The following is a 19,722-nucleotide window of genomic DNA, read 5'->3' on the forward strand; positions in this document are numbered from 1 at the left end:
TCAGGCTTCCTTGGCGAATTGCTGGTACAGCCCGTCCCAGATGTTGGAGGCGGCTGCCAGCAGTTGATCGTCGTCGTTCAGCGCGGCGCGCAGGCCGGCCAAGACGGTTTCCACGCCGCTGGCTTCCGGCGGCGGCGCGCCGCCCACGTCCAGATAATGGACCAGCGCGGCCAGCCGCCGCAGCGGCGGCGAGTCCAGCTCGAAACTGACCAGCAGCACTTCGAAACTGACTTTGTCGCCGACATGAGTGAAAGCGGCCCCGTCGAAGTCGAAGCCCAAGGCGTCCGGCGGACAGTCTCCGGGCGCGGCCAGCCACAGAATGCGCGCCTGCGGATCGATGAAGCGGCGAATCAGCCAGGCCGAGGCCAGCCGGTCCACCCAAGGGCGGCGGCGAGTGGCCCAGGTCCGGCCCTGGTGCTCGGCCAGGGCGCGTCGCGGGATGCGCATCTCCAGGCTATGCGGCTCGCCCGGCGACAATTGCTGCTGGATGGCGGCTTCCAGTTGTTGCAAGGCCGCCTGCGCCTGTTCTTGGCTGGCGCTGGGGAAGAAGTCGATGGCGGCGATGCCGGCCAGAGCCTTGCCCAGCCGCCGCCATTGTTTCAGCCGCTCGGCGGCGTTGTCCGGGTCCAGGCCGCGCATCTGTTCCTGAATGTCCTGTCGCAGCTGCTGATAGTCGGCGTCGCGCTGAAACAGCGGCGGAAAATCGCTGCCGTCCAACGGCCGGCAGGTCAGCAAGCGCGCGACGCCGCCGTGTTGCTGGATATCGGCGGCGATGGCCTCAAGCTGTTGCAGGCGGGCGTCGCCGCCGGGCAGCAGGTAGGCGCCGTCGCGCAGCGCGGCGGAGCCGCTGGCTTTCAAGGCGCGCCAGGCGCGCATGCGCGCGGTGGCGTTTTCGGTGGGCAAGGAAGTGATCAACAGCAGCCAGTCCATGAATGCGCTCCATTTTTATGTAGCGTATTCTACATTTTATGTAGTGATCAATATATTTTTTAGATGGGCTGGCTGGGAGGGGAAAATTTCTATCCTTGGCTGGTCGATAATGCAAAGCGGACTTTGCGCGACGGGAGACGAAGATGAAGCGATGGAAATCATGGGCGGCGCTGTTGTTGGCGGCGGCGTTGGCCGCGCCGACGCTGGCCAATCCGCCTGAAGGCAAGGGCCAAGGGCAGGGCAAGCACAAGAATAAAGATCAGGATAGGGCGTCGCCGGCGCGGACGGACAAGGATTTGGCGGCGGCGGGCATCAGCGTCGCCGCGGCGCGGCGCTTGGCGCTGGACTCCGGGGTGACCGGCTATAAGTCGCTGCCGCCCGGCATGCGCAAGCGCCTTGCGCGCGGAAAGCCTTTGCCGCCCGGCATTGCCAAGAAGGCATTGCCGGCGCCCTTGCTGAGCCAACTGCCGCGCCACCCCGGCTACGAGTGGCGGGCGGTGGGCGCGGATCTGGTGCTGGTGGCGGCCAGCGGATTGATAGCGGATATCTTGCTGGATGTGCTGCGCTGATCCGGTTGGATCACAAAACTTGGCGGTAGATCACGGTGTCCGCCAGCTCCGCAACTTGATCGTACAAGCGGCGCGCGGCGTGATTGTCGCCGGAGGTGCGCCAGTACAGCGCCACGGCGCCGTCGGCGCGCGCCCGGTCCGCGGCCGCCCGCAGCAGCGCGCGGGCGACGCCGCTTCCCCTGGCCGCCGGTGCCACGTAGAGGTCCTGCAGATAGGCGGCATCCTGAATCTGGATAGTGCTGCGGTGGTAGAGCAGATGGGCGATGCCCAGCAGCGCGTCGCCGGCGACCGCGGCCAGCCCATGTACCGGTTCCGCCGGCGAGAGCAGGCGGCGCCAGGTTTCCCTCTCCACCTCCTCGGGCAGCGCGGTCGCGCCTTCGCGGCCGTAGAAGGCGTTGTAGCCGCGCCATAACGGCAGCCAATCGGCGTAGTCGCCGGCTTGCAACGGACGGATGGCGAACGTGGTTTCAGTCATGGCGAGGTTCCGCGGCGCCTGCGCCGGCCATGTGTTCCAGCCCGGCCAACACTTGGAGGCTGGCGGCTTCCATCGCCGCCACCTGTGCCACCGCGGCCCGGCTGTCGCCTTCGGCATGGGCGCGCAAGGCGTCCAGCGCCGCAGTGTGCACCTTGGCGTGAGGCGCTTCGATTTCACGGAAGCCGGGCAGGTGGGAGAAGTTGGCGCGGCCTTCGCCCTCGTAATACCACTTGCCGAAGCGGCAGTGCTGGTGGGAGCCGAAGTGGCCGATGTCTTCGTCGGATAAGCCGAACATCACTTGGTAGACGCGGAATTTGTAGATCAGGTGATCCATCTTGGCCAGTTCGCAGAAGCCGCGCAGCGCGGAGGCGGCGATGCTGCCTTCCATGCTGGTGGACATGTCCAGCAATTGCTTCATGGTGCCGGCGGCGGTCTCGCCGTCCAGGCTGAAGCGGGCGGCCTGCTCGGCTAGTTGGCCCATCTGGCTGCGGCTGCCGGCGCTGTCGCCGCGAATCTGCTCCACCAGTTTGGCGATGTCGGCGGTGGCGGTGGCCGTGCGTTCGGCCAGCTTGCGCACTTCGTCGGCCACCACGGCGAAGCCGCGTCCCTGCTCGCCGGCGCGAGCGGCTTCGATGGCGGCGTTCAGCGCCAGCAGATTGGTTTGGTCGGCGATGTCGCGGATCAATTGCACTATGCCGCCCACCTCTTGGGCGCGCGCGTCCAGCTCCCCCACTTTTTCCGCCGCGCCTTGCGAGGCGCCGGCCAGCTTGGATAGATCGGCGGCGATCTGGTCTATGGATTGGCGGCTGTGCAGCGAAATGCCCTGAGCGGCGACGGCGCGGTCTTTCTCCTGGCTCATCACGCTGGAGAGAGTGGCCAGCGATTGCTGGGTATCGGTCATCGATTGGGCGAAGGCGGATAAATTGGCGATCAGCCCGTGGAGTTCCTGATTCTTGGCCTGGCTGGCCGCCAGCTGGCTTTCCGCCTCGTCGGCGCGGGCGCGGGTGTGCCGCAGCTCCGTGCGCAGTTGCTCGGCTTCCTGCCTGCATTGCAACAGCTCCGCTTGCTGTCGCGTGGTGTCGGCCTTGTTCCAGAAACCCATTCCTATCTCCTTGTGACGCCGGCCGGGACGGACGAGCGCTAAGAGCCTGTTTACGATCTGCTGGGCGTTGTGAGACGTGAGGCGGTGAGTACCGCTTCAAAATGCTTATGTACGGTGCGTACAGTCTGCTTTTTCAGCTGTTTTCGCCTTGTCTAGACTTAGCTCGCGAGATCGCAAACACGTTCTTAAGAGCGCTTGCATGTCGCCGGATGATTTTAAATAAACGTTTAGCATTATCCGAATGCCGTCATGAATCTGCAATCATTTGTCTTATTTAAATAAGAATCAATATGACGAAAATCAATGTCGGCATATCAGCGGCGGCGCGGAAAACGCACATCCTCGCTGGGCGAGAGGCAGTGTCCAGAGGCATGCCTCGGCAGGGCGGGGGTTATGTGGTGAGAAGCGAAAAGCGCGGAAGGAGTAAACCAGGCGTTCCGGCTCAGGGTTGCCGGTACCACGGCTGGCGCAGCAGCGCGGGCAGCATGGTTTCGCGCAGCTTGCCGACCTGCTGCCACAGGCAGCGCGCCAGCGCCGGGTTGTCCTTGTGCCAGCGTTTGCCGAGCACCAGGTAGTAGTCTTTGCGCGACAGCGGCGGCTGCAGGCGGATTAAGCCGGCTTGAGGGTGTTCCTCCACATAGCGGTCGCCGATGTGGTTCTGCGTGGCGTAGGCGGCAATGTGACGCGCCTGCAACTTGCGGAAGTTCATCTCAGTGTCTTTTGCCGTCTCCACTCTGGCGCCTTTGGCGCGCAGATCGTCGGCGATGGACCAGCCTGCGTTGACGCCGATGGCGCCCAGTGCCGGCAGGTTTTGACCGTTCCAGGCCGGCGGCGCGCTTTTCAGCGCGTACAAGGAGTAGGCCAGCGTGGTCAGCCGGTAGCGGGGGTCCGGCTCGTCGCCCTGCATCGGGTAGTTGAAATAAGCTTCGCGTTCTTTATTGTGTGAAAACATGAAGGCGGCATCGTGCTGGCCGTGCTGCATCTCGGTGAGCAGGCGCTTGCCCGGCAGCCGCGATAGTTTAAGCGCGATCCGGCAGCCCTTGGCCGCCGCCTGCGCCATTTCCACTACCGCGCCGGGGTGGAGCGGCACCTGATCGCCTTCGCCGCTCATGTACGGGTCCGAGGCCACCGCGCCGTAGACCATGTCCAGCGTCGCCGCGGTCGCCGGCTGCGCGGCCAGCGCCGCGAGCAGCAATCCTATCTGTTTCAAGCCCAATCCACATATCCATTATTATCGTCTGCGCAGAGGGTAACAGCGCCGGGTCTCGGCGGCATAGTGCTGGTTGGCGGAGTTTCAATATTCCCGCTCCGTCTGTCGCGTCGGCCCCCGTTTCAGCTCCGGCGGCAGGGGCGCAAACGCCGCCGCCCAGCCGCGTTCATGAGGCCGGCACCATCCGGGTCGGGCTCGCTCCAACGGCTAAAGCAGGCGCATCGTTGGCTGCTTGGGTCAGTCGCTGGGTAACATTCGCCATTGGCGGCCAATTTTGAGCAAATAGAGCGCCGCACACCAGATCGTAAACAGCTTCTAAGGTTCTTGATGCGATTTTTAGCGCGGCAGCGGCCGGATTGACGCGGCGTTTAGTCGCGATGGCTTATCGTGAACACGAGACGGAACCTGTGGGCAGGGAGGTGATGCACGGGTGAACAAGAGTCGTTGGCGAGGCCGGCCCCGTGTGAGCGGGGCCGGCCGATTTCATTTGAGCTTGATGTTCCAGTTGTCCTCTACGCAACGCTGGTAGTTGCCGGCTTGCAGCGCGCTGTAGGGCGTCTGGTAACTCACCAACTGGCATTTGTAGTCATTGCCCCATTTCCAGTCTTTTTCCCAATAGATGTTGTAGGCGGCGGAGCTGGCGGCGCTAAAGCGCTGCATATTGGCGCATGACAGCTGTTCGTTGCCGTAGTCCCAGCCCAGATCTTTGGCGAACTGACGGTAGTAGTCGATGCGGTTCTGCGCCGCTTGACGTTCGGTGCCGCCGCCGCACTCGGCGTTGATGATCTGGATGGTGGTGGCGAAGTTGTTGCCGGCTCCAGCCGCCTTGTCCGCTGCGTTGGGCACCCAAGTGCCGTCCAGCACGTGCAGCATCGATGGCTTGGGCGGCTGCGGGAAGACAAAGAAGAACGTGGCCGAGGTCAGGTTGAGCCAGGTGGAGGCCACCAGGTCCGGATTCTTCAGCAGCACCGATTGGTCGCCGTCGTACATGGCTTGGGAGAAAGGACCGTAGTTGTAGTTGTAAGACAGCTGTTTGGCGCCGCGGCCGAAGTATTTTTTCCAGCTGCCGTCGGTGTTTTTGCCGCAGGTCCACACCTTGTTGAATACCGGGTCGGCACATTCGGTGTTATAGCCACAACCGGGGCCGGTTTCGTCGCAGCCCATTTCGCGCAGGTATTTCAGGCCTTGTCGCCATTCCGGCACCGTGTCGCTGCGGTTGTGGTCGCCGGTTTCTTGGGCGAAGTGGGCGAACATGGTGGCCAGGCTGTGGCGGCAAATGGCGTCGCCGTCGCGGCCATCGCTGTAGTCGTCGCAGATGGCGGGAAACTTGGCGATGGCCTGCAGGAAGCGCTGGTAGCTATAGCTGGCGTCGCGGCGCGAGAAGTAATACTCCCACTTGGCTGCCGGCAGCAGACGCTCCACCCGGCGCACGTTCAGCGGATTGGCGGCGCGGCCCGGCGCAACTTGCTCCACCTGAGCGTTGGGCAAGGTGCGGATCGAGGCTTTGACGTTGCGGAAGAAAGCGGTGTCGGTCAGGCCTGCCTCGTATTGCAGCGCTTGCTGCAGCGTGGGCGGTTGAGGCTGGCCGGGTTCGGCCTGCGCCGCGGCCTTGGCCGCCGCCGCCGGCGTCCAACTGCCTCTGGGATTGGCGGCCGGCGTTTCGGCGCGGGTGCGCCATTTCGCCTGCCAGTCCTGGCCTTGCCATTGGACTTGTTGTCCGGCTTGGTAGACGGCGCCGGCGTTCCAGGGCGCGGCGAAGACGGCCTGGCAGGCCAGGCCGAGCAGCAGGGCGGAGAAGGGTTTGCGCATGTTGGCTCCTGTTGTCGAGCTGCCGCCGCGGTTGACGCCGCGTGAATCGGGCAGCCGTTTATAAGGGCCCGGACAAACCGAATGCGCGGTCCGGCAGCGCCGTCGCGCTGGACTCCACACACCGCTTGCGATGGTGTTTCTAGGCCCCTTGAGTGGTTTCTGCCGTGCGCGATGCGCGGCATAGATACCACTATGGAACCAATTCTAGATATGTCAAATGACTTTTTGAGGAAGAATCAGATTGACGCGGCAATGCGGCCGACCCGCGGCTAAGCCGGGCTCGGACAAACAAGGCGGAAGCGGCCGCGGCTGGCGCCGGGGTGAGATCCCGGGCGGGTGCGGCTTTGGGCGTCAATCGTAACTGCGCGGCCGTCTCAGGGGCGAGAGGCGTTGATCCAGGCGTCGTGCGGGTAGCTGGCGGAATCCAGGCCCAATTCTGACGAAAAGGTGATGTGACAGTGACGTCCTGCTGCATGGACCGCAATCACGGTAAAAGTGATCGCGGCGCTATCGTGTTGTTCGGCGATGTAATCGCCTGGTTTGAGTTCATTGACTCGCAAATGTTGCTCCAGGGCATGACCGCGATAGCGGATCATGCCGGCAGATCAACGGCGTCGGTTGTGATGCGGACGAGGAGTGCCGCCGCCGGCCGGCGCCGTCGGATGACGGAAATTGATGCGGCCCTTGGTCAAGTCGTAGGGCGACATCTCTACAGTGACGCGGTCGCCTACCAGAACGCGAATACGGTGCATCTTCATCTTGCCCGAGCCATAGGCCAGGATTTCGACGTTGTTGTCCAGGCGCACGCGGAAGCGGGACTCAGGCAACATTTCAATGACAACACCTTCCAGTTCGATCATGTCTTCTTTGGACATTACGATTCCTTTCTAATACGGTAGGCCAACAGCCACAGCGGCAGTCACGTGGACTGCCGCGAGCGGGTGCTATTGGCGCGTCTATTCGGTAACCAAGCTAGGGAGGGGCTGGCTTCACAGGCAGCCCTCAGGCAAGGCGGAGCGTCCAGCAGGCAGCTGCCGGAACGATCAGAAAATCTGAGGCGAACGGTATTATATATCTAACGCACTGATTTGTCAGAAAAATACAAGGATTTTTCCGGCAATGGCCGAATCAGGCGCGGCGAAGAGGCGGTTTTCACAAAAAAATCAGGGAGATGGATTTATCCGCCGCCGCCGCCGCAGTGTTGAAAATCTGATCGGCAAGCCGGTTTCTTCGCCTTGGCGGCATGGCGTCTGTTCAGCGTCTCGCCCTGGCTCGCGAGACTTTGAACAGGCTCTCAGGGGTGGGGCGGGGCTAAGCCGCCGTTTTTGACCAGTTCTGCGAATTCGTCTTCCGGCAGCGGCCGCGCGTAGAGAAAGCCTTGGCCGTGTTCGCAGCCGGCGTCCAGCAGGAAACGCCGCTGAGCCTCGTTCTCCACGCCTTCGGCCACCAAGCCGAGACGCAGGGTTTTGGCCAGCGAGATGATGGCCAGGCTGATGCTGGCCTCGTGCTCGTGGTCCGGCAGGCCGCGCACCAGGGATTGGTCGATTTTCAGCGTTTGCACCGGCAGTTGGCGCAAGTAGCTGAGCGAGGAGTAGCCGGTGCCGAAATCGTCGATGGACAGACCAACCCCCAGCTGGCGCAGTTCGCGCAGTACTTTCAGATGCGCGTCCGGATTGCTCATCACGAAGCGTTCCGTGATTTCCAGTTCGATCTGCCTCGGCGGAATCCGGCAGTCGCGCAGCGCCTGTTTCAGCGTTTGCAGGATGGGGGCGCGCTGGATTTGCGCCCCGGCGATATTGAGGCTGAGCACGCCCGGAGAGATGCCGGCATCCTGCCAGCGGCGCAAGATGCCGCAGGCGTGGCGGATCAGCCAGCTGCCGATCGGAATGATCAGGCCGGTTTCCTCCGCCAGCGGAATGAAAGTGTCCGGCCCAATCAGACCCAGGCTTGGGTGTTGCCAGCGCAGCAAGGCCTCGGCGCCGACGAGGGCGCCGCTTTGCAGGTGGTATTTGGGCTGGAACACCAGAAACAGCTCTCGCCTCTCCAACGCCAGGCGGAGTTCGCGCTCCTGTTCCACCCGTAGCCGCGCGCGCTGGGTCAACTCCTCGGTGTAAAAGCGGAAGGCGCCCTTGCCGTCGTTTTTGGCCTGGTACATGGCGGCGTCGGCGTTGCGCATCAGGGTTTCCGCGTCCTGGCCGTCGCGCGGATAGATGCTGATGCCGACGCTGCAGCCCACTTCCACCTCTTGTTCCTCCAGTTGGAAAGGGCGGGAGCAGGCTTTGACGATTTTGTTGGCGATGTCGATGACCGGGTTGTCGGCTTTCTGGTTCTCCAGCAGGATCAGAAACTCGTCGCCGCCGATGCGGGCCACGGTGTCATTGGCGCGCAAGCAGTCCTTGAGGCGGGCCGCCACTTCCACCAGCAGCCGGTCGCCGGCGCCGTGGCCGCGGGTGTCGTTGATCTGCTTGAAGTTGTCCAGGTCGATGAACAGCACCGCCACGCGGCGGCGTTCGCGCTTGGCGGTCTGGATGGCATGTTCCAGCCGTGACAGAAACAGCAGCCGGTTGGGCAGGGTGGTCAAGGGGTCGTAATGGGCCAACTGCGCCATTTCGGCGGCGGATTTCTTGATCTGGGCGATATCGGAGAACACGCCGACATAGTTGCGCACCGCGCCGTAGCCGTCGCGCACCGCGGTGACGGTGAGCCAGGCCGGCTCCACGCTGCCGTCCTTGTGCCGATTCCAGATCTCGCCTTGCCAGCGGCCGTGCTCCGTCACGGCCTGCCACAGCCTGCGATAGAAGCCGACGTCGTGGCGGCCGGAATACAATAAGCGTGTGCTTTGCCCCAGAAGATCGGCGCGGGCGTAGCCGGTGAGCGCGCTGAAAGCGGAGTTGACGTCGAGGATGCGCAGGTCGGCGTCGGCGATCATCACGCCCTCCAGCGTGTGCTCGTAGACCGCCGCGGCTTGTTGCAGGGTCTGCTCGCGGAGCTTGAATTCGCTGATGTCCTGCAAGGTGCCGCTCAGGCGGAGGACGCGGCCGCGGTCATCCTGTTCCAGCGCGATGTGATGGCGCACGTAGCGGTTGCCGCCGTCCGGCAGCAGGATGCGATGGTCCAGTTGAGCGGTTTCGCGCCGGCGCAATACGTGGCGCAGGCAGCGGCGCAGCGGAGGCCAGTCGCCGGGCGGCAGCAGCGCGGGCAATTGAGTCAGCGGCGGGGGAGGCCGCGCAGGGTCCAGCCGCCACAGTTGATACAGCTCGTCGGACCAATGCGGCGCGGAGTCGCCGCGCCGCCATTCCCAATGGCCGACGCGCGCCTGGGCCAACGCCTCGCTCTGGCGGCGTTGGGCGTCGCTGTGGTGCTGGCTGCGATCCAGGAAGTTGGAAAGCATGTCCGCCACCGATTGCAGCATGTGTTGTTCTATCCACAGCCAGCTGTGGGGGGCCGGCGCGCTGACCGCCAGCACGCCGCGCCAGCATTGGCGAGGCCGCAGCGTGGCTAGCAACGCGCTCTGGCCGTTGTCGCCCAGCAGCTGTCGCAGCACGTCGGCGGCTTCCGGCGCGTCGGCACTGTCGTTCAGTTGCAACGTGCGCTGCTGGCCCAGTTGTTGTTCCAGCCAGTAGAGCTTGGAACGAGGAATGACCGGCGTTTCGACCGGAGGGCCGGCTCCTCGCGCTTCGCGCCGCCACTCGCGGGCGATGCGCACTTGCTTGCCGTCGACATCGAGCAGGGCCAACAGGCAATGGTCCGCGCCGAGGAAGCGGCCCACGCGCTCCAGCAGGCCGCTCATGCGCGCCCACAGCGGTTCGGCCGGCTGGCTGGCCAGTTCCGCGGACAGGCCGGCCAGTTGCGCGAGGATGTCCAGATGGCGTGTCAGCAATTGTTCGGAGGTGAGCCGGTCGGTGGCGTCGTGAAAGGTCAGCAACAGGCAGTCATGATCATCCGCCCGCAACGGCCGCGCGCGGATGTCGGCATGGCCGACTTCGCCTCCCGGCCGACGCAGCGGGGTCGCGGCGATTTGGCTGGGCTTGTCTTTGGGCAAGGCCAGCAACGGACGCAACGCTTCGGTCAGCCCGCTGCCGGGCGCCAGCGCGGAGAGTGCGACAGGATAGGCGGGGGCGTCGGCGAGGCCCAGCCACTCCATCAGCGCGGCGTTGGCGTACAGCACTTGCTGGCCTACAGGCTCTAGCAGCAGCACGCCGTCTTCCAATTGTTCCAGCATGGCCTGAGCCGGCGACAGCGGCTTGGCGGAGGAGGGCTGCGCCGGCTGCAGCAGTTGCCGTCCCAGATTGTGAGTCATGTCCGTCAGCATCTGCCGCGCCTGCCGTCCGGCGGCGCTGTCCTGAGGCAGGAAGGGTTGGGCGGCCAGCGCGGACAAGATCTGCGCTTCGCCGATGGCGTGGCGCAGCGCGTAATCGCGCAGTTGTTCCAGTTGGCGTAACAAGCTGTCCAGCGACGCGCCAGCGGAGAAGGCGGCGTCGTAGCGATTCAGCAGATCGCGCAGACGGCGCTGGTGTTTGCCGGCGGCGGACCTGCTGTCGGCGGCTGGTTTCTTGGTCGTCGGCATGAAGTCTCTTTTTGCGCTCGAGCCCGCTGCGGGCGCGCTCAGGTCTTGTTTAATTGTTAGGCATGGATTGCAAAAAGGCCAACTACTTAATAGCAATATGAGTCATTCATAAAAACCCTCGGGCGCCTTTAGGCATGTCGTCGCGCGTGACGGAGCGCGGGCATGCCCGAGCCCGACGCGCAGAGGCGTTGCCGACGGGGGTTATGAACGTCGGAGCTGGCCTGCCAGAACGCCGACGCGCGCCAGCGCCGCCAGATAGCGTTCGTCCAGCGGATAGCAGCAGGACAGCCGCAGGGCGTTGGGATAGCGGCCGCTGGGGGAGTACAGCGGGCCGGGCATGATGCTGATTTTCTCCGCGATGGCGGCATGGAACAGCGCCACCGCGTCGATGTCCTCGGGCAGCTCCACCCAGATCAGAAAGCCGCCGGAAGGCGCCGTGGCGTGAGTGCTGGCCGGGAAGTGGCGCGCGATCATGCCGCGCACCTTCTCCACGTGGGCGGCGTAGCGCCGCTTCAGCGCGCGCAGATGATGGTCGTAGCCGCCGGACTCCAGGAAGGCGCCCAGGGTTTCCGCCAGCACCGCCGGCTCCGCCACGGAGGAGGCGAACTTGAGCTGGCGCAGCGTGTGACCGAAACGGCCCCCTTCCATCCAGCCGATGCGGAAGTCCGGCGCCAGCGTCTTGGTGTAGCTGGAGCAGACGATGACCCAGCCTTCGTCGTCGAAGGCCTTGACCGCCGGCGCCAGGGTGTCGCCGAACTGCAGCTCGGCGTACAAGGCGTCCTCGATCAGCGGCACCTGGTGGCGAGTGATCAGCCGCGCCAGCCGCTTCTTGGCTTCCAGCGGCATGGTCGCGCCCAGCGGATTGTGCACATTGGGCATTGCCACCAGCGCGTTGATGCGTTTTTCCGCCAGCAAGAGCTCCACCGCGTCGATGGACAGGCCGGTTTGCGGATCGGTGGGAATTTCCACCGTTTTCAGACCCAGGCTGGCGATGAGCGGCAGCAGGTTGAAATAGGTGGGCGATTCCAGCCCCACGGTGTCGCCGGGCCGGGTGACCGCGCGCAGCGCCAATTGCAGCGCTTCCATGCAGCCGTGGGTGAGCACGATGTCCTGAGCCTGTAGGGTCATGCCCAGTTCCAGGCCGCGGCGCGCGATCTGGGTGCGTAGCCGCAAGGAGCCCGGTGGCAGCGCGTAACGGCTGACCATGCCGGGCTGGCGGCGCAGTATCTGCCCCATCAGCCGGCCCAGTTTGCTGCCGGGATAGAAGTCTCCTCCGTGCGGACAGGCCAGCGCCAGGTCGATGTAGTCCTCGTTCTGCTGCGCCTCCAGCACGGTGTCGATCAGGCCCAGGACCTGTGGGCGGGTGGGCGCGGCGGGGCTGCTGAGGGTGGCCGCCGGCCGAGCCGGCGACGGCAGCCGCGCCCGCACGTAGTAGCCGGATTGCGGCCGGGCCTCGATCAAGCCGCGATCTTCCAGCACCCGGTAGGCGGCCACCACGGTGTTCAGGCTGAGCTGGCGGCTTTGCGAGGTGCGCCGCACCGACGGCAATTTGGCGCCGGGCGGCAGCGTGCCGCGCTTGATGGCCAGCGACAGATCGTCGGCCAGTTGCTGATACAGCGTGGGGGCTTGGGGGGCGACAATGGGTTCCATGAGGACAGCTTGCCGCGCTTGGGCGACGGTAGACAGACACAGTACCCATGATAGGCGATGGTGACAGTTTGAGGAAATGCCGCGCTGTCACCACTGCGAAAGGTGACAGCTGCGGCTGTTGGCGTTGCGAGCCGCTGCGTAGCATGGATTGGGAAAACGGGGCCGCGTCGGCCCCTTGTATCGCCATGCCGCGTCGATGGACGGCGCGGAGCAAGTGAAAGAGAAGCCCGCCATGCCTGAATTCGCCCTATTGTCCTACGTAGCGGTGATGTCCATCACCCCCGGCCCCAATAATCTGATGTTGACCGCGTCCGGGGTCAATTTCGGTTTTCGTCGCACCATTCCTCACATGCTGGGCATCAGCCTGGGTTGCGCCTTCCAAGTGTTCCTGGTGGGCAGCCTGTTGTCGCTGTTGCTGGACGGCATCCAGGCCGCGCGCTTGCCGCTGGCCTTGATGGGGTGCGCCTATCTATTGTGGCTGTCCTGGAAGATCGCCCGCGCCGGCCAACCTGAGGCGGGCGCGGCGGCGCGGCCGCTGGGTTTTGTCGGCGCGGCGCTGTTTCAATGGTTGAACCCCAAGGCCTGGGTGATGGTGATCAACGCCGCCATCCTGTTCATGCCGGCTGCGGACGGTCAGCGCTGGCTGGGCGCGGCCATGCTGGCGGCGGTGTTCGCCGTGGTCAACCTGCCGTGCATCGGCGTCTGGGCCTGGGCCGGCGAACGTTTGCGCGCTTGGCTCGCCAGCCCGCGCGCCTTGTTGGGTTTTAATCTGAGCATGGGGGTATTGATGGCCGCCACCGCGCTGTGGTTGCTGTACGACGAGTTCCAGCCGCACGGTCCGGCCAGGGCCGCCGAGATCGCGGCCGCGCCGGCGGCTCCGCAAGCGGTGGGCACGATGTCCGTATTTGACAGTGGCTTGTCCGTAATCAGCGTTAAATAAAGGCGCGCGAGTCCGTAGCATTCGGGCTGTGTTCAACAGCGTCCAGCTTGGACGCGAGGGAGAAACCGCCATGAAGAAAACCGCCTTGTTGGTGATTGACGCACAAGAGTCATTCCGCCACCGCCCGTATTGGAACGAGGACGAGGTCTCGGCTTTTCAGGACAAACTGCAGCAATTGATCGCCGGCGCGGAGGCGCTTGGCGCGCCGGTGATCAACATCCTGCACGAAGACGGCGACGAGGCCTTTTCCGCCGCGTCCGGCCTGGTGCGGCCGCTGGAGTGGCTGCGTCACCGTCCGGCCGCCACCTTCGTCAAACACGTGCACAATGCTTTGACGGATTCCGGCTTGCAGCCCTGGCTTGTTCGACACGGCATCCAGCGTTTGATCGTGTCCGGCATCCGCACCGAGCAATGCTGCGAAACCACCACCCGGGTGGCGTCCGACCTGGGCTACGAAGTGGACTTCGTCACCGAGGCCACGTTGACGTTTGCGATGACTCATCCGCATAGCGGCCAGGTTTTCAGCCCGGCGGAGATTCGCGCCAAGACCGAACTGGTGCTGGCCGGCCGTTTCGCCGACATTGTCCGCGTGGAACAGGCGCTGGCCAAGCTGGCGCGCTGAATCGAGGGTATTTGACCATCGCCATTGCAACTATCTGATGTTAGAACCTGTTTACGATCTGCTGCGCGTTGGCATACGGCGTTAAAAACAGCTTCGAAATGCTCATGTACCGTGTGTACACTCCGCTTTCTCAGCCGTTTTCGCCTTGTCTCGCTCTTGCTCGCGAGATTTTGAACAGGCTCTCAGTGTGAGGCGAGCTACAAAATGAATGCGGCGGGCGGGGCCCGCCGCGCAGCCATGGGAGAATTGCATGCGGTCCATCCTTCCGCCCGACGACATGCCGGCCTATCGTTTGCTGACCGGCCCGGACGACGCCGGCTTCTGCCGTCGCGTCAGCGAGGCGCTGGCTTTGGGGTACCGGCTGCACGGTTCGCCGGCGGCAACCTTCAACGGCGAGCGCGTCATCGTCGCTCAGGCGGTGGTGTGGCCGGGCGCGTTGGCGCAAGGAGACGACGATGCCGTGGAGTGATTTGCTGCAGGCGCTGGCCATCGTGCTGGTGTGGGGCGTCAACTTCGTGGTGATCAAATGGGGCGTGTCCGATGTGCCGCCCTTGTTGCTGGGCGGCCTGCGCTTCTGCCTGGCCGCGGTGCCGGCTGTGTTCTTCGTCCGCAGGCCGTCGCTGCCGTGGCGCTATCTGTTGCTTTACGGTCTGTGCGTGGGCGTCGGCCAGTTCGCCTGCCTGTTCACCGCCATCAAGCTGGGCATGCCGGCCGGCCTGGCCTCGGTGGTGCTGCAATCACAGGCTTTCTTCACCTTGATCCTGGCCGGCTTGTGGTTGCGCGAGCGTTGGCAGGCCAGCCAGATGGCCGGCTTGCTGCTGGCCCTGTGTGGTTTGGCGCTGATCGGCCTGAGCAAGGGCGGCAGCATGACGGCGGTGGGTCTGGGGCTGACCATCGCCGCCGCCTTCAGCTGGGCGCTGTCCAATGTGGTGGTGCGGCAGATGGGCCGCGCCGGCTACCGCGTGCAGCCGTTGGGACTGGTGGTGTGGTCCAGCCTGGTGCCGCCGATTCCGTTCTTCCTGCTGTCCTGGTGGCTGGAGGGGGGCGAGCGCATCGCCGCCGCTCTGGGGCATTTCACGCCGCAAGCCTGGTTCGCGGTGGCCTATCTGGCCTTTGTCGCCACTTTGTTCGGTTACGGCTTGTGGAGCCGATTGCTGTCGCGCCACCCGGCCGGCAAGGTGGCGCCGTTTTCGCTGCTGGTGCCGGTGGTGGGCGTGTTGGCGTCCGGTGTGTTGCTGGACGAGCGCTTGAGCGCGCTGCAAGCCGCCGGCAGCTTGTTGCTGCTGGCCGGCTTGGCGGTCAACGTGTTCGGCGCGCGCTGGCTGGCGCGCTTGCGCGGGGGGGAGGCGACGCGTGGCGCTTGATATCTTTTTCGTGTTGCCGCCCAATCTGCTGCTGGTGGATCTGGCCGGCCCGGCCGACGCTTTCCGCATCGCCGCGCAACTGGGGGCGTCGTTTCGATCACACTTCATCGCGCCGGTATCCGGCGTGCCCACCTCGCTGGGCCTGAGCCTTGAGGGCGCCTCGCCATTGCCTGAGGTTCTGCCGGACGAGGCGCTGGTGGTGATCAGCGGCGCCGCCCATTCGATCGAGGCTTACGCGCGGCCAGAGGCGCGTGAGATCGTGCGTTGGCTGCGTCGCAAGGTGGACCCCAGCCGCCAGCGCGTGGCCAGCATTTGCTCCGGCAGCCTGCTGACGGCGGAAGCCGGTTTGCTGGACGGCCGTCAGTGCACCACTCACCACACTCTGCTGCAGCGTTTGCAGCAACTCGCGCCGCAGGCCAGGGTGCAGCAGAACCGCGTATTCGTGCAAGACGGGCCGATCAGCAGCAGCGCCGGCATCACCGCCGGCGTGGACTTGGCTCTGCAACTGATCGCGCAGCTCGCCGGGCCGTCGTTGGCGCGCGATGTGGCGCGCCACATGGTGGTGTATTTCCGCCGTTCCGCCGGCGACCCGGAGTTGTCGCCGTGGCTGACGCACCGCAACCATTTGCACCCGGCGGTGCACAAGGCGCAGGACTTGATCGCCGCTGATCCGGCCCGCGCCTGGAGGGTGGAGGACTTGGCCGGCCAGGTGCACGTCAGCGCCAGGCATTTGTCGCGCTTGTTCCGCGAGCACGCCGGCGTATCGGTGCACGACTATCACACCGGGCTGAGGCTGGCGCTGGCCAGTCAATGGCGCGGCGCCGGGCTGTCCAAGGAGAAGGCCGCGCTGGCTGCCGGGTTTTCCTCGGCGCGGCAGTTGAACCGGGCCGGCGTAGGCGCTTGCTGACGCGATCGGGATTTTGTTTTTATTCAAGTTTTGCATAGGAATGCCGATGTTGCGGTTGACGTTCGCTTAGATCGCTTCATAATTCCAGCAACATCCAACGGTATTTGCCATGAAAATGATTCCCAGTATTGCCTGCTTTCTGTCCGTCTTGCTGGGCTTGTCCGCCTGCGCCACCGCCGAGCGTTCGCCGCAGGCCGCCGAAGCGCCGCGAGCCGCCGCGGGAATGACGCCGAGCGGCGTCGGTTTCGTCGGCCCGGGCATTGAAACCGAGGCCCCCAAGGTGGTGGTCAAGGAGGTGAACCCCTATCAGCCCATCGTGGTGCGGGTGGTGGGCAGCGGCGCGGCGCCGTACACCTCCAGCCTGACGCCGTCGCAGCGCAAACTGCTGGCCCTGCGCGCCGCCCGGCTGGATGCCTTCCGAGCCATCGCCGAACAGGTACAGGGCATGAAGCTGGTGGGCAATAGCTCGGTATCGAACATGATCGCCAACAGCGACAGCTTCCGTACTTACGTGGATGCCTACCTGCGCGGGGTGAACATCGTTTCCAACAGCATGAAGCCGGACGGCACCAGCGAGGCCGTGGCCGAAATCACGCTGGATCAGGATTTCTACAAGCAGTTCCGCCAAGCGCTGGACAAGACCGGCAGCGTGATGAAGGCTTCGCAGGAAAACGCCACGTCCGGCCTGCAGTGCGCCGAGGGCAATTGCGGCGCGGCGCGCTACAACAGCAACTACTACATGGCTCAATGATGCGGTTTCGTTTCCGTACCCTGTTGGCCGCCGCGTTTGCGGCGGCTTTTGTTTGTCCGGCCGGCGCCGAGATCATGCGCGCCGAAGGGGTGGCTTCGCTGGACAACGGCGTCGCCGCCGCGCGCGAGCAGGCGTTGCAGGACGCGCTCAAGATGGTGGCGCTGCGCCAGGGCGCGCGAGTAGAGGCTTCGCAGGGGCTGGATTACGGTAAAAGCAGCGAGTCCGGCTCGCTGACGCCGTTGGCGCCGGCGCAGGGCGCGGTCAAAGTGACGCAGGAATTCCAGCAGGGCAAGCTCTACCATGTATTGGTGGAGGTGGACACCGGCAAGCCCTCCGGCGCCGCGCGCGGCAAGGAGCCCGCCTGCGCGATGCCGCCGGGCCGCAGCCTGCGTCGCAAGATCGTCACCACTTATTTCCAGGTGGACCGGCCGGCGGAGGCGTCCGACATGCCGGAGCTGGCCACCGGGCTGCCCACCGAGCTGTCGCGGCGTCTGGGCGCCAACCGCATGTACAGCCTGCTGGACGCCAACACAGTGTCGGTGCTGCCGGATTCGCGCGTGGCCGAACCGGCCGCCGGCGCGGAGATCGCCCGACGCATCGGCCAATCCGAAGACGCACAGTTTGTGGTGGCCGGGCGGGTGCTCGCCACCGGCGCCACCGCCAAGGGGCTGCGCAAATCCCTCTACGAGTCCAATAACACCAGTCAGCAGGGAACCTTCTACAACGGGCCGTTCTCCGGCCTGTTTGGCGGCGGGGTCAAGTACGTGCCCACTGAGCGTCAGTTCGACGCCGAAGTCTGGGTTTACGACGCGCTGACCGGCGCGCTGCTGGCCAGAGACCGGGTGTCGGAACTGGCCAAGGGCGACGTGACGCCCAATCCGCCGCGGCCGTTTGCCTCGGCGGCGTTCTGGCAGAGCGATTACGGCCAGGCGGTGAACCGGGCGCTGGATCAGGCGGTGAGCCGGATTGGAGACGTGATCTCGTGCATTCCGTTCTCCGCCCGCATCGTCAAACTGGTCGACGCGCGTCAGGTGTATATCAACGCCGGCTCGCTGGACGGCGTTGCGGTCGGCGACAAATTCCTGGTCTACCAGCGCAAGAGCGCGCAACCGGTGCGGGATCTGATCTCCGGGCGCGAGCTGGGCGTACCGGAGACCTTGGCCGGCGATGTCATCATCAGTCAGGTGCAGCCTAATTTCGCCGTCGGCGCGGTGCAGTCGCAGGGCAAGGTGAGCGAAGGGGACTACGTGCGCTTCATGCCGCGGCGTTGACGCGGACCCGGCGCGTGTCGCGCCGGCTTGTCATGACATCGGGCTGGCCGTAGACTGCCGCGCATGCCGAGATCTCCCTTTACTCCCCGTCCCGTTCCTGCCTCCACTGTCGATCCGCTGCGCCGCGCCCTGCTCAAAGCCGGGCTGTTGAGTGCGGCGGCGCCGCTATGCCAGCCGCTGCTCTCCTGGGGGGCGACAGCCACCGGTGAAGTGGTCAACGATATCACCGGCATGAATCCGGTGGCTGTGACGCAAGTGGCGACGCCGCGCAGCAATGCAGACATTCAGCAAGCGCTGCGGCAGTGGCCCGGCCCGGTGTCGATAGGCGGTGGCCGCTTCAGCATGGGCGGGCAGATAGCCAGTCCGGGTAGTTTGCATCTGGACATGCGACGCTTCAATCGCCTACTCAGCCTGGAGCCGCGCTTGCGCTTGGCGCGGGTTCAGGCCGGCATGAGCTGGCGTGAGCTGCAGCAATGGATAGACCCGCATGGGTTGGCTGTGAAAATCATGCAGAGCTATGCCAACTTCAGCATTGGCGGTTCATTGTCGGTGAACGCCCACGGCCGTTACGTCGGCCTGGGGCCGCTGGTGAACGCGGTGCGCTCCATCGTGATCGCGTTGGCCGACGGCAGTTTGCTGTCGGCCAGCCGCCAACAGCGGCCGGAGGTGTTTTTTGCGGCGATAGGCGCTTATGGCGCGCTAGGCGTGATCTGCGAAGTCGAGCTGGAACTGACGGACAACCAGCGGTTGGAGCGGCAGGTCAATCGCATGAGTCTGGATGACTACCGCGATTTCTTCTTCAAGCATGTTCGCGCTGACAGCCGTGCGGTGATGCACAACGCCGATCTGGCGCCGCCTTATTTCCAGATGGCGACCGCAGTGACTTGGCGCGTGAGTGATAAATCGCTGACGGATAGCCGCCGGCTAACGCCTCAAGGACAGCGCTATTGGCTGCAAGAGGGCGCGATCCGTGCCTGGGCAGAATTGCCTGGCGGGCCAGTCTTGCGCAAGAAGGTCGCGGATCCGTTGCGCTTCGCCCGCGCCGCCGTGCTCTGGCGCAACAGGGAGGCCAGCCTGGATGTAGCCTCGCTGGGCCGCATCGCGGATGCTGAGCACAGTTTCGTGTTGCAGGAGTACTTTGTCCCGGTGGCTAAGCTGGAGCATTTTGTCGCCGCGATGGCGACGATTCTGGAAACGCACAAGGTGGCCGCACTCAATGTGTCGGTTCGGCATTCACCGGCGGACGCTGGCACCGTATTGGCCTGGGCGCGGCAGGAGGTGTTCTCGCTGGTGCTGTATTACCGACAAGGCAAGGACGAAGCCGCGCGGCGCCAAGTGGGGCAATGGACCCGCCAATTGATAGACGCCGCGCTGGCTCAGGGCGGCAGCTATTACCTGCCTTATCAGCTGCATGCCAGCCGCGAGCAATTCCACCAGGCCTATCCCGACGCCGGAAAGCTGTTGGCACTGAAGCGGGTATTGGATCCTGCCAGCCGTTTCCGCAATCAGCTGTGGAATCAATATCTGATGGTCTAATCGCCGGTTTAAAGCCTGC

At 64.7% G+C, this 19,722-nt stretch carries 18 protein-coding genes and 1 pseudogene; 9 read left to right on the plus strand and 10 right to left on the minus strand.

All coding sequences use genetic code 11. The features are described from left to right. Positions 1–930 carry a chromate resistance protein ChrB domain-containing protein gene (locus ACUXV1_RS11435; protein WP_446015449.1) on the minus strand — a complete coding sequence of 310 codons (930 nt, stop codon included), beginning with the start codon at positions 928–930 and terminating at the stop codon, positions 1–3. A gap of 143 nt (positions 931–1,073) precedes the next feature. Between ACUXV1_RS11435 and ACUXV1_RS11440 the strand changes: the two genes are divergently transcribed. Next, entirely contained in the window at positions 1,074–1,499 is a 426-nt protein-coding gene (locus ACUXV1_RS11440) for an anti-virulence regulator CigR family protein (protein WP_446015450.1), read from the plus strand. A 10-nt stretch (positions 1,500–1,509) separates the two neighbouring features. Here ACUXV1_RS11440 and ACUXV1_RS11445 read toward each other — a convergent pair whose 3' ends face one another. The 9 genes and pseudogenes from ACUXV1_RS11445 to ACUXV1_RS11485 form a co-directional block, all read right to left on the minus strand. Continuing rightward, positions 1,510–1,974: an N-acetyltransferase family protein gene (locus tag ACUXV1_RS11445; RefSeq protein WP_446015451.1), complete on the minus strand. Its 465-nt coding sequence runs from the start codon at positions 1,972–1,974 to the stop codon at positions 1,510–1,512. Beyond that, the gene (locus ACUXV1_RS11450; RefSeq protein WP_446015485.1) at positions 1,967–2,392 is read right to left on the minus strand and encodes a CZB domain-containing protein; all 426 of its coding nucleotides are present in this window, start codon (positions 2,390–2,392) and stop codon (positions 1,967–1,969) included. The genes ACUXV1_RS11445 and ACUXV1_RS11450 overlap by 8 nt, the downstream gene beginning before the upstream one ends. A gap of 15 nt (positions 2,393–2,407) precedes the next feature. Then, a pseudogene (locus ACUXV1_RS11455) lies at positions 2,408–2,668 on the minus strand (methyl-accepting chemotaxis protein); the annotation flags it as partial. 850 nt (positions 2,669–3,518) lie between these two features. Then, positions 3,519–4,286: a hypothetical protein gene (locus tag ACUXV1_RS11460; protein WP_446015452.1), complete on the minus strand. Its 768-nt coding sequence runs from the start codon at positions 4,284–4,286 to the stop codon at positions 3,519–3,521. Between the two features lie 483 nt (positions 4,287–4,769). Continuing rightward, entirely contained in the window at positions 4,770–6,095 is a 1,326-nt protein-coding gene (locus ACUXV1_RS11465; RefSeq protein WP_446015453.1) for a glycoside hydrolase family 19 protein, read from the minus strand. Between the two features lie 374 nt (positions 6,096–6,469). Next, positions 6,470–6,691 (minus strand): hypothetical protein, encoded by a 222-nt coding sequence (locus ACUXV1_RS11470; protein WP_019104364.1) that lies wholly within the window; start codon positions 6,689–6,691, stop codon positions 6,470–6,472. Positions 6,692–6,700: 9 nt separating this feature from the next. After that, positions 6,701–6,970, minus strand: a complete 270-nt coding sequence (gene infA, locus ACUXV1_RS11475) for a translation initiation factor IF-1 (RefSeq protein ID WP_019104365.1) — start codon at positions 6,968–6,970, stop codon at positions 6,701–6,703. Between the two features lie 419 nt (positions 6,971–7,389). Further along, positions 7,390–10,662, minus strand: coding sequence for an EAL domain-containing protein (locus ACUXV1_RS11480; RefSeq protein WP_446015454.1), 3,273 nt, complete (start codon positions 10,660–10,662; stop codon positions 7,390–7,392). Between the two features lie 201 nt (positions 10,663–10,863). Beyond that, positions 10,864–12,312 carry an aminotransferase-like domain-containing protein gene (locus ACUXV1_RS11485; RefSeq protein WP_446015455.1) on the minus strand — a complete coding sequence of 483 codons (1,449 nt, stop codon included), beginning with the start codon at positions 12,310–12,312 and terminating at the stop codon, positions 10,864–10,866. Between the two features lie 232 nt (positions 12,313–12,544). Between ACUXV1_RS11485 and ACUXV1_RS11490 the strand changes: the two genes are divergently transcribed. From ACUXV1_RS11490 to ACUXV1_RS11525, 8 genes are all read left to right on the plus strand, one after another. Further along, the gene (locus ACUXV1_RS11490) at positions 12,545–13,252 is read left to right on the plus strand and encodes a LysE family translocator (protein WP_114154499.1); all 708 of its coding nucleotides are present in this window, start codon (positions 12,545–12,547) and stop codon (positions 13,250–13,252) included. Positions 13,253–13,322: 70 nt separating this feature from the next. Beyond that, positions 13,323–13,874, plus strand: a complete 552-nt coding sequence (locus ACUXV1_RS11495) for an isochorismatase family protein (protein ID WP_446015456.1) — start codon at positions 13,323–13,325, stop codon at positions 13,872–13,874. A 250-nt stretch (positions 13,875–14,124) separates the two neighbouring features. After that, on the plus strand, positions 14,125–14,343 hold the full coding sequence (locus ACUXV1_RS11500) for a DUF1737 domain-containing protein (protein ID WP_043633856.1): 219 nt from the start codon (positions 14,125–14,127) through the stop codon (positions 14,341–14,343). Next, positions 14,330–15,238, plus strand: a complete 909-nt coding sequence (locus tag ACUXV1_RS11505; protein ID WP_043633852.1) for an EamA family transporter — start codon at positions 14,330–14,332, stop codon at positions 15,236–15,238. Before ACUXV1_RS11500 ends, ACUXV1_RS11505 begins: the two co-directional genes overlap by 14 nt. Continuing rightward, positions 15,228–16,145: a GlxA family transcriptional regulator gene (locus ACUXV1_RS11510; protein WP_114154445.1), complete on the plus strand. Its 918-nt coding sequence runs from the start codon at positions 15,228–15,230 to the stop codon at positions 16,143–16,145. The genes ACUXV1_RS11505 and ACUXV1_RS11510 overlap by 11 nt, the downstream gene beginning before the upstream one ends. 109 nt (positions 16,146–16,254) lie before the next feature. After that, positions 16,255–16,896, plus strand: a complete 642-nt coding sequence (locus ACUXV1_RS11515) for an LPP20 family lipoprotein (protein ID WP_446015457.1) — start codon at positions 16,255–16,257, stop codon at positions 16,894–16,896. Continuing rightward, entirely contained in the window at positions 16,896–18,167 is a 1,272-nt protein-coding gene (locus ACUXV1_RS11520) for a flagella assembly protein FlgT middle domain-containing protein (protein WP_081556253.1), read from the plus strand. Before ACUXV1_RS11515 ends, ACUXV1_RS11520 begins: the two co-directional genes overlap by 1 nt. Positions 18,168–18,230: 63 nt before the next feature. Continuing rightward, the gene (locus ACUXV1_RS11525; RefSeq protein ID WP_446015458.1) at positions 18,231–19,703 is read left to right on the plus strand and encodes an FAD-binding oxidoreductase; all 1,473 of its coding nucleotides are present in this window, start codon (positions 18,231–18,233) and stop codon (positions 19,701–19,703) included. Positions 19,704–19,722 lie beyond the last annotated feature (19 nt).

The sequence above is a fragment of the Chromobacterium sp. W521 genome (assembly GCF_052805975.1).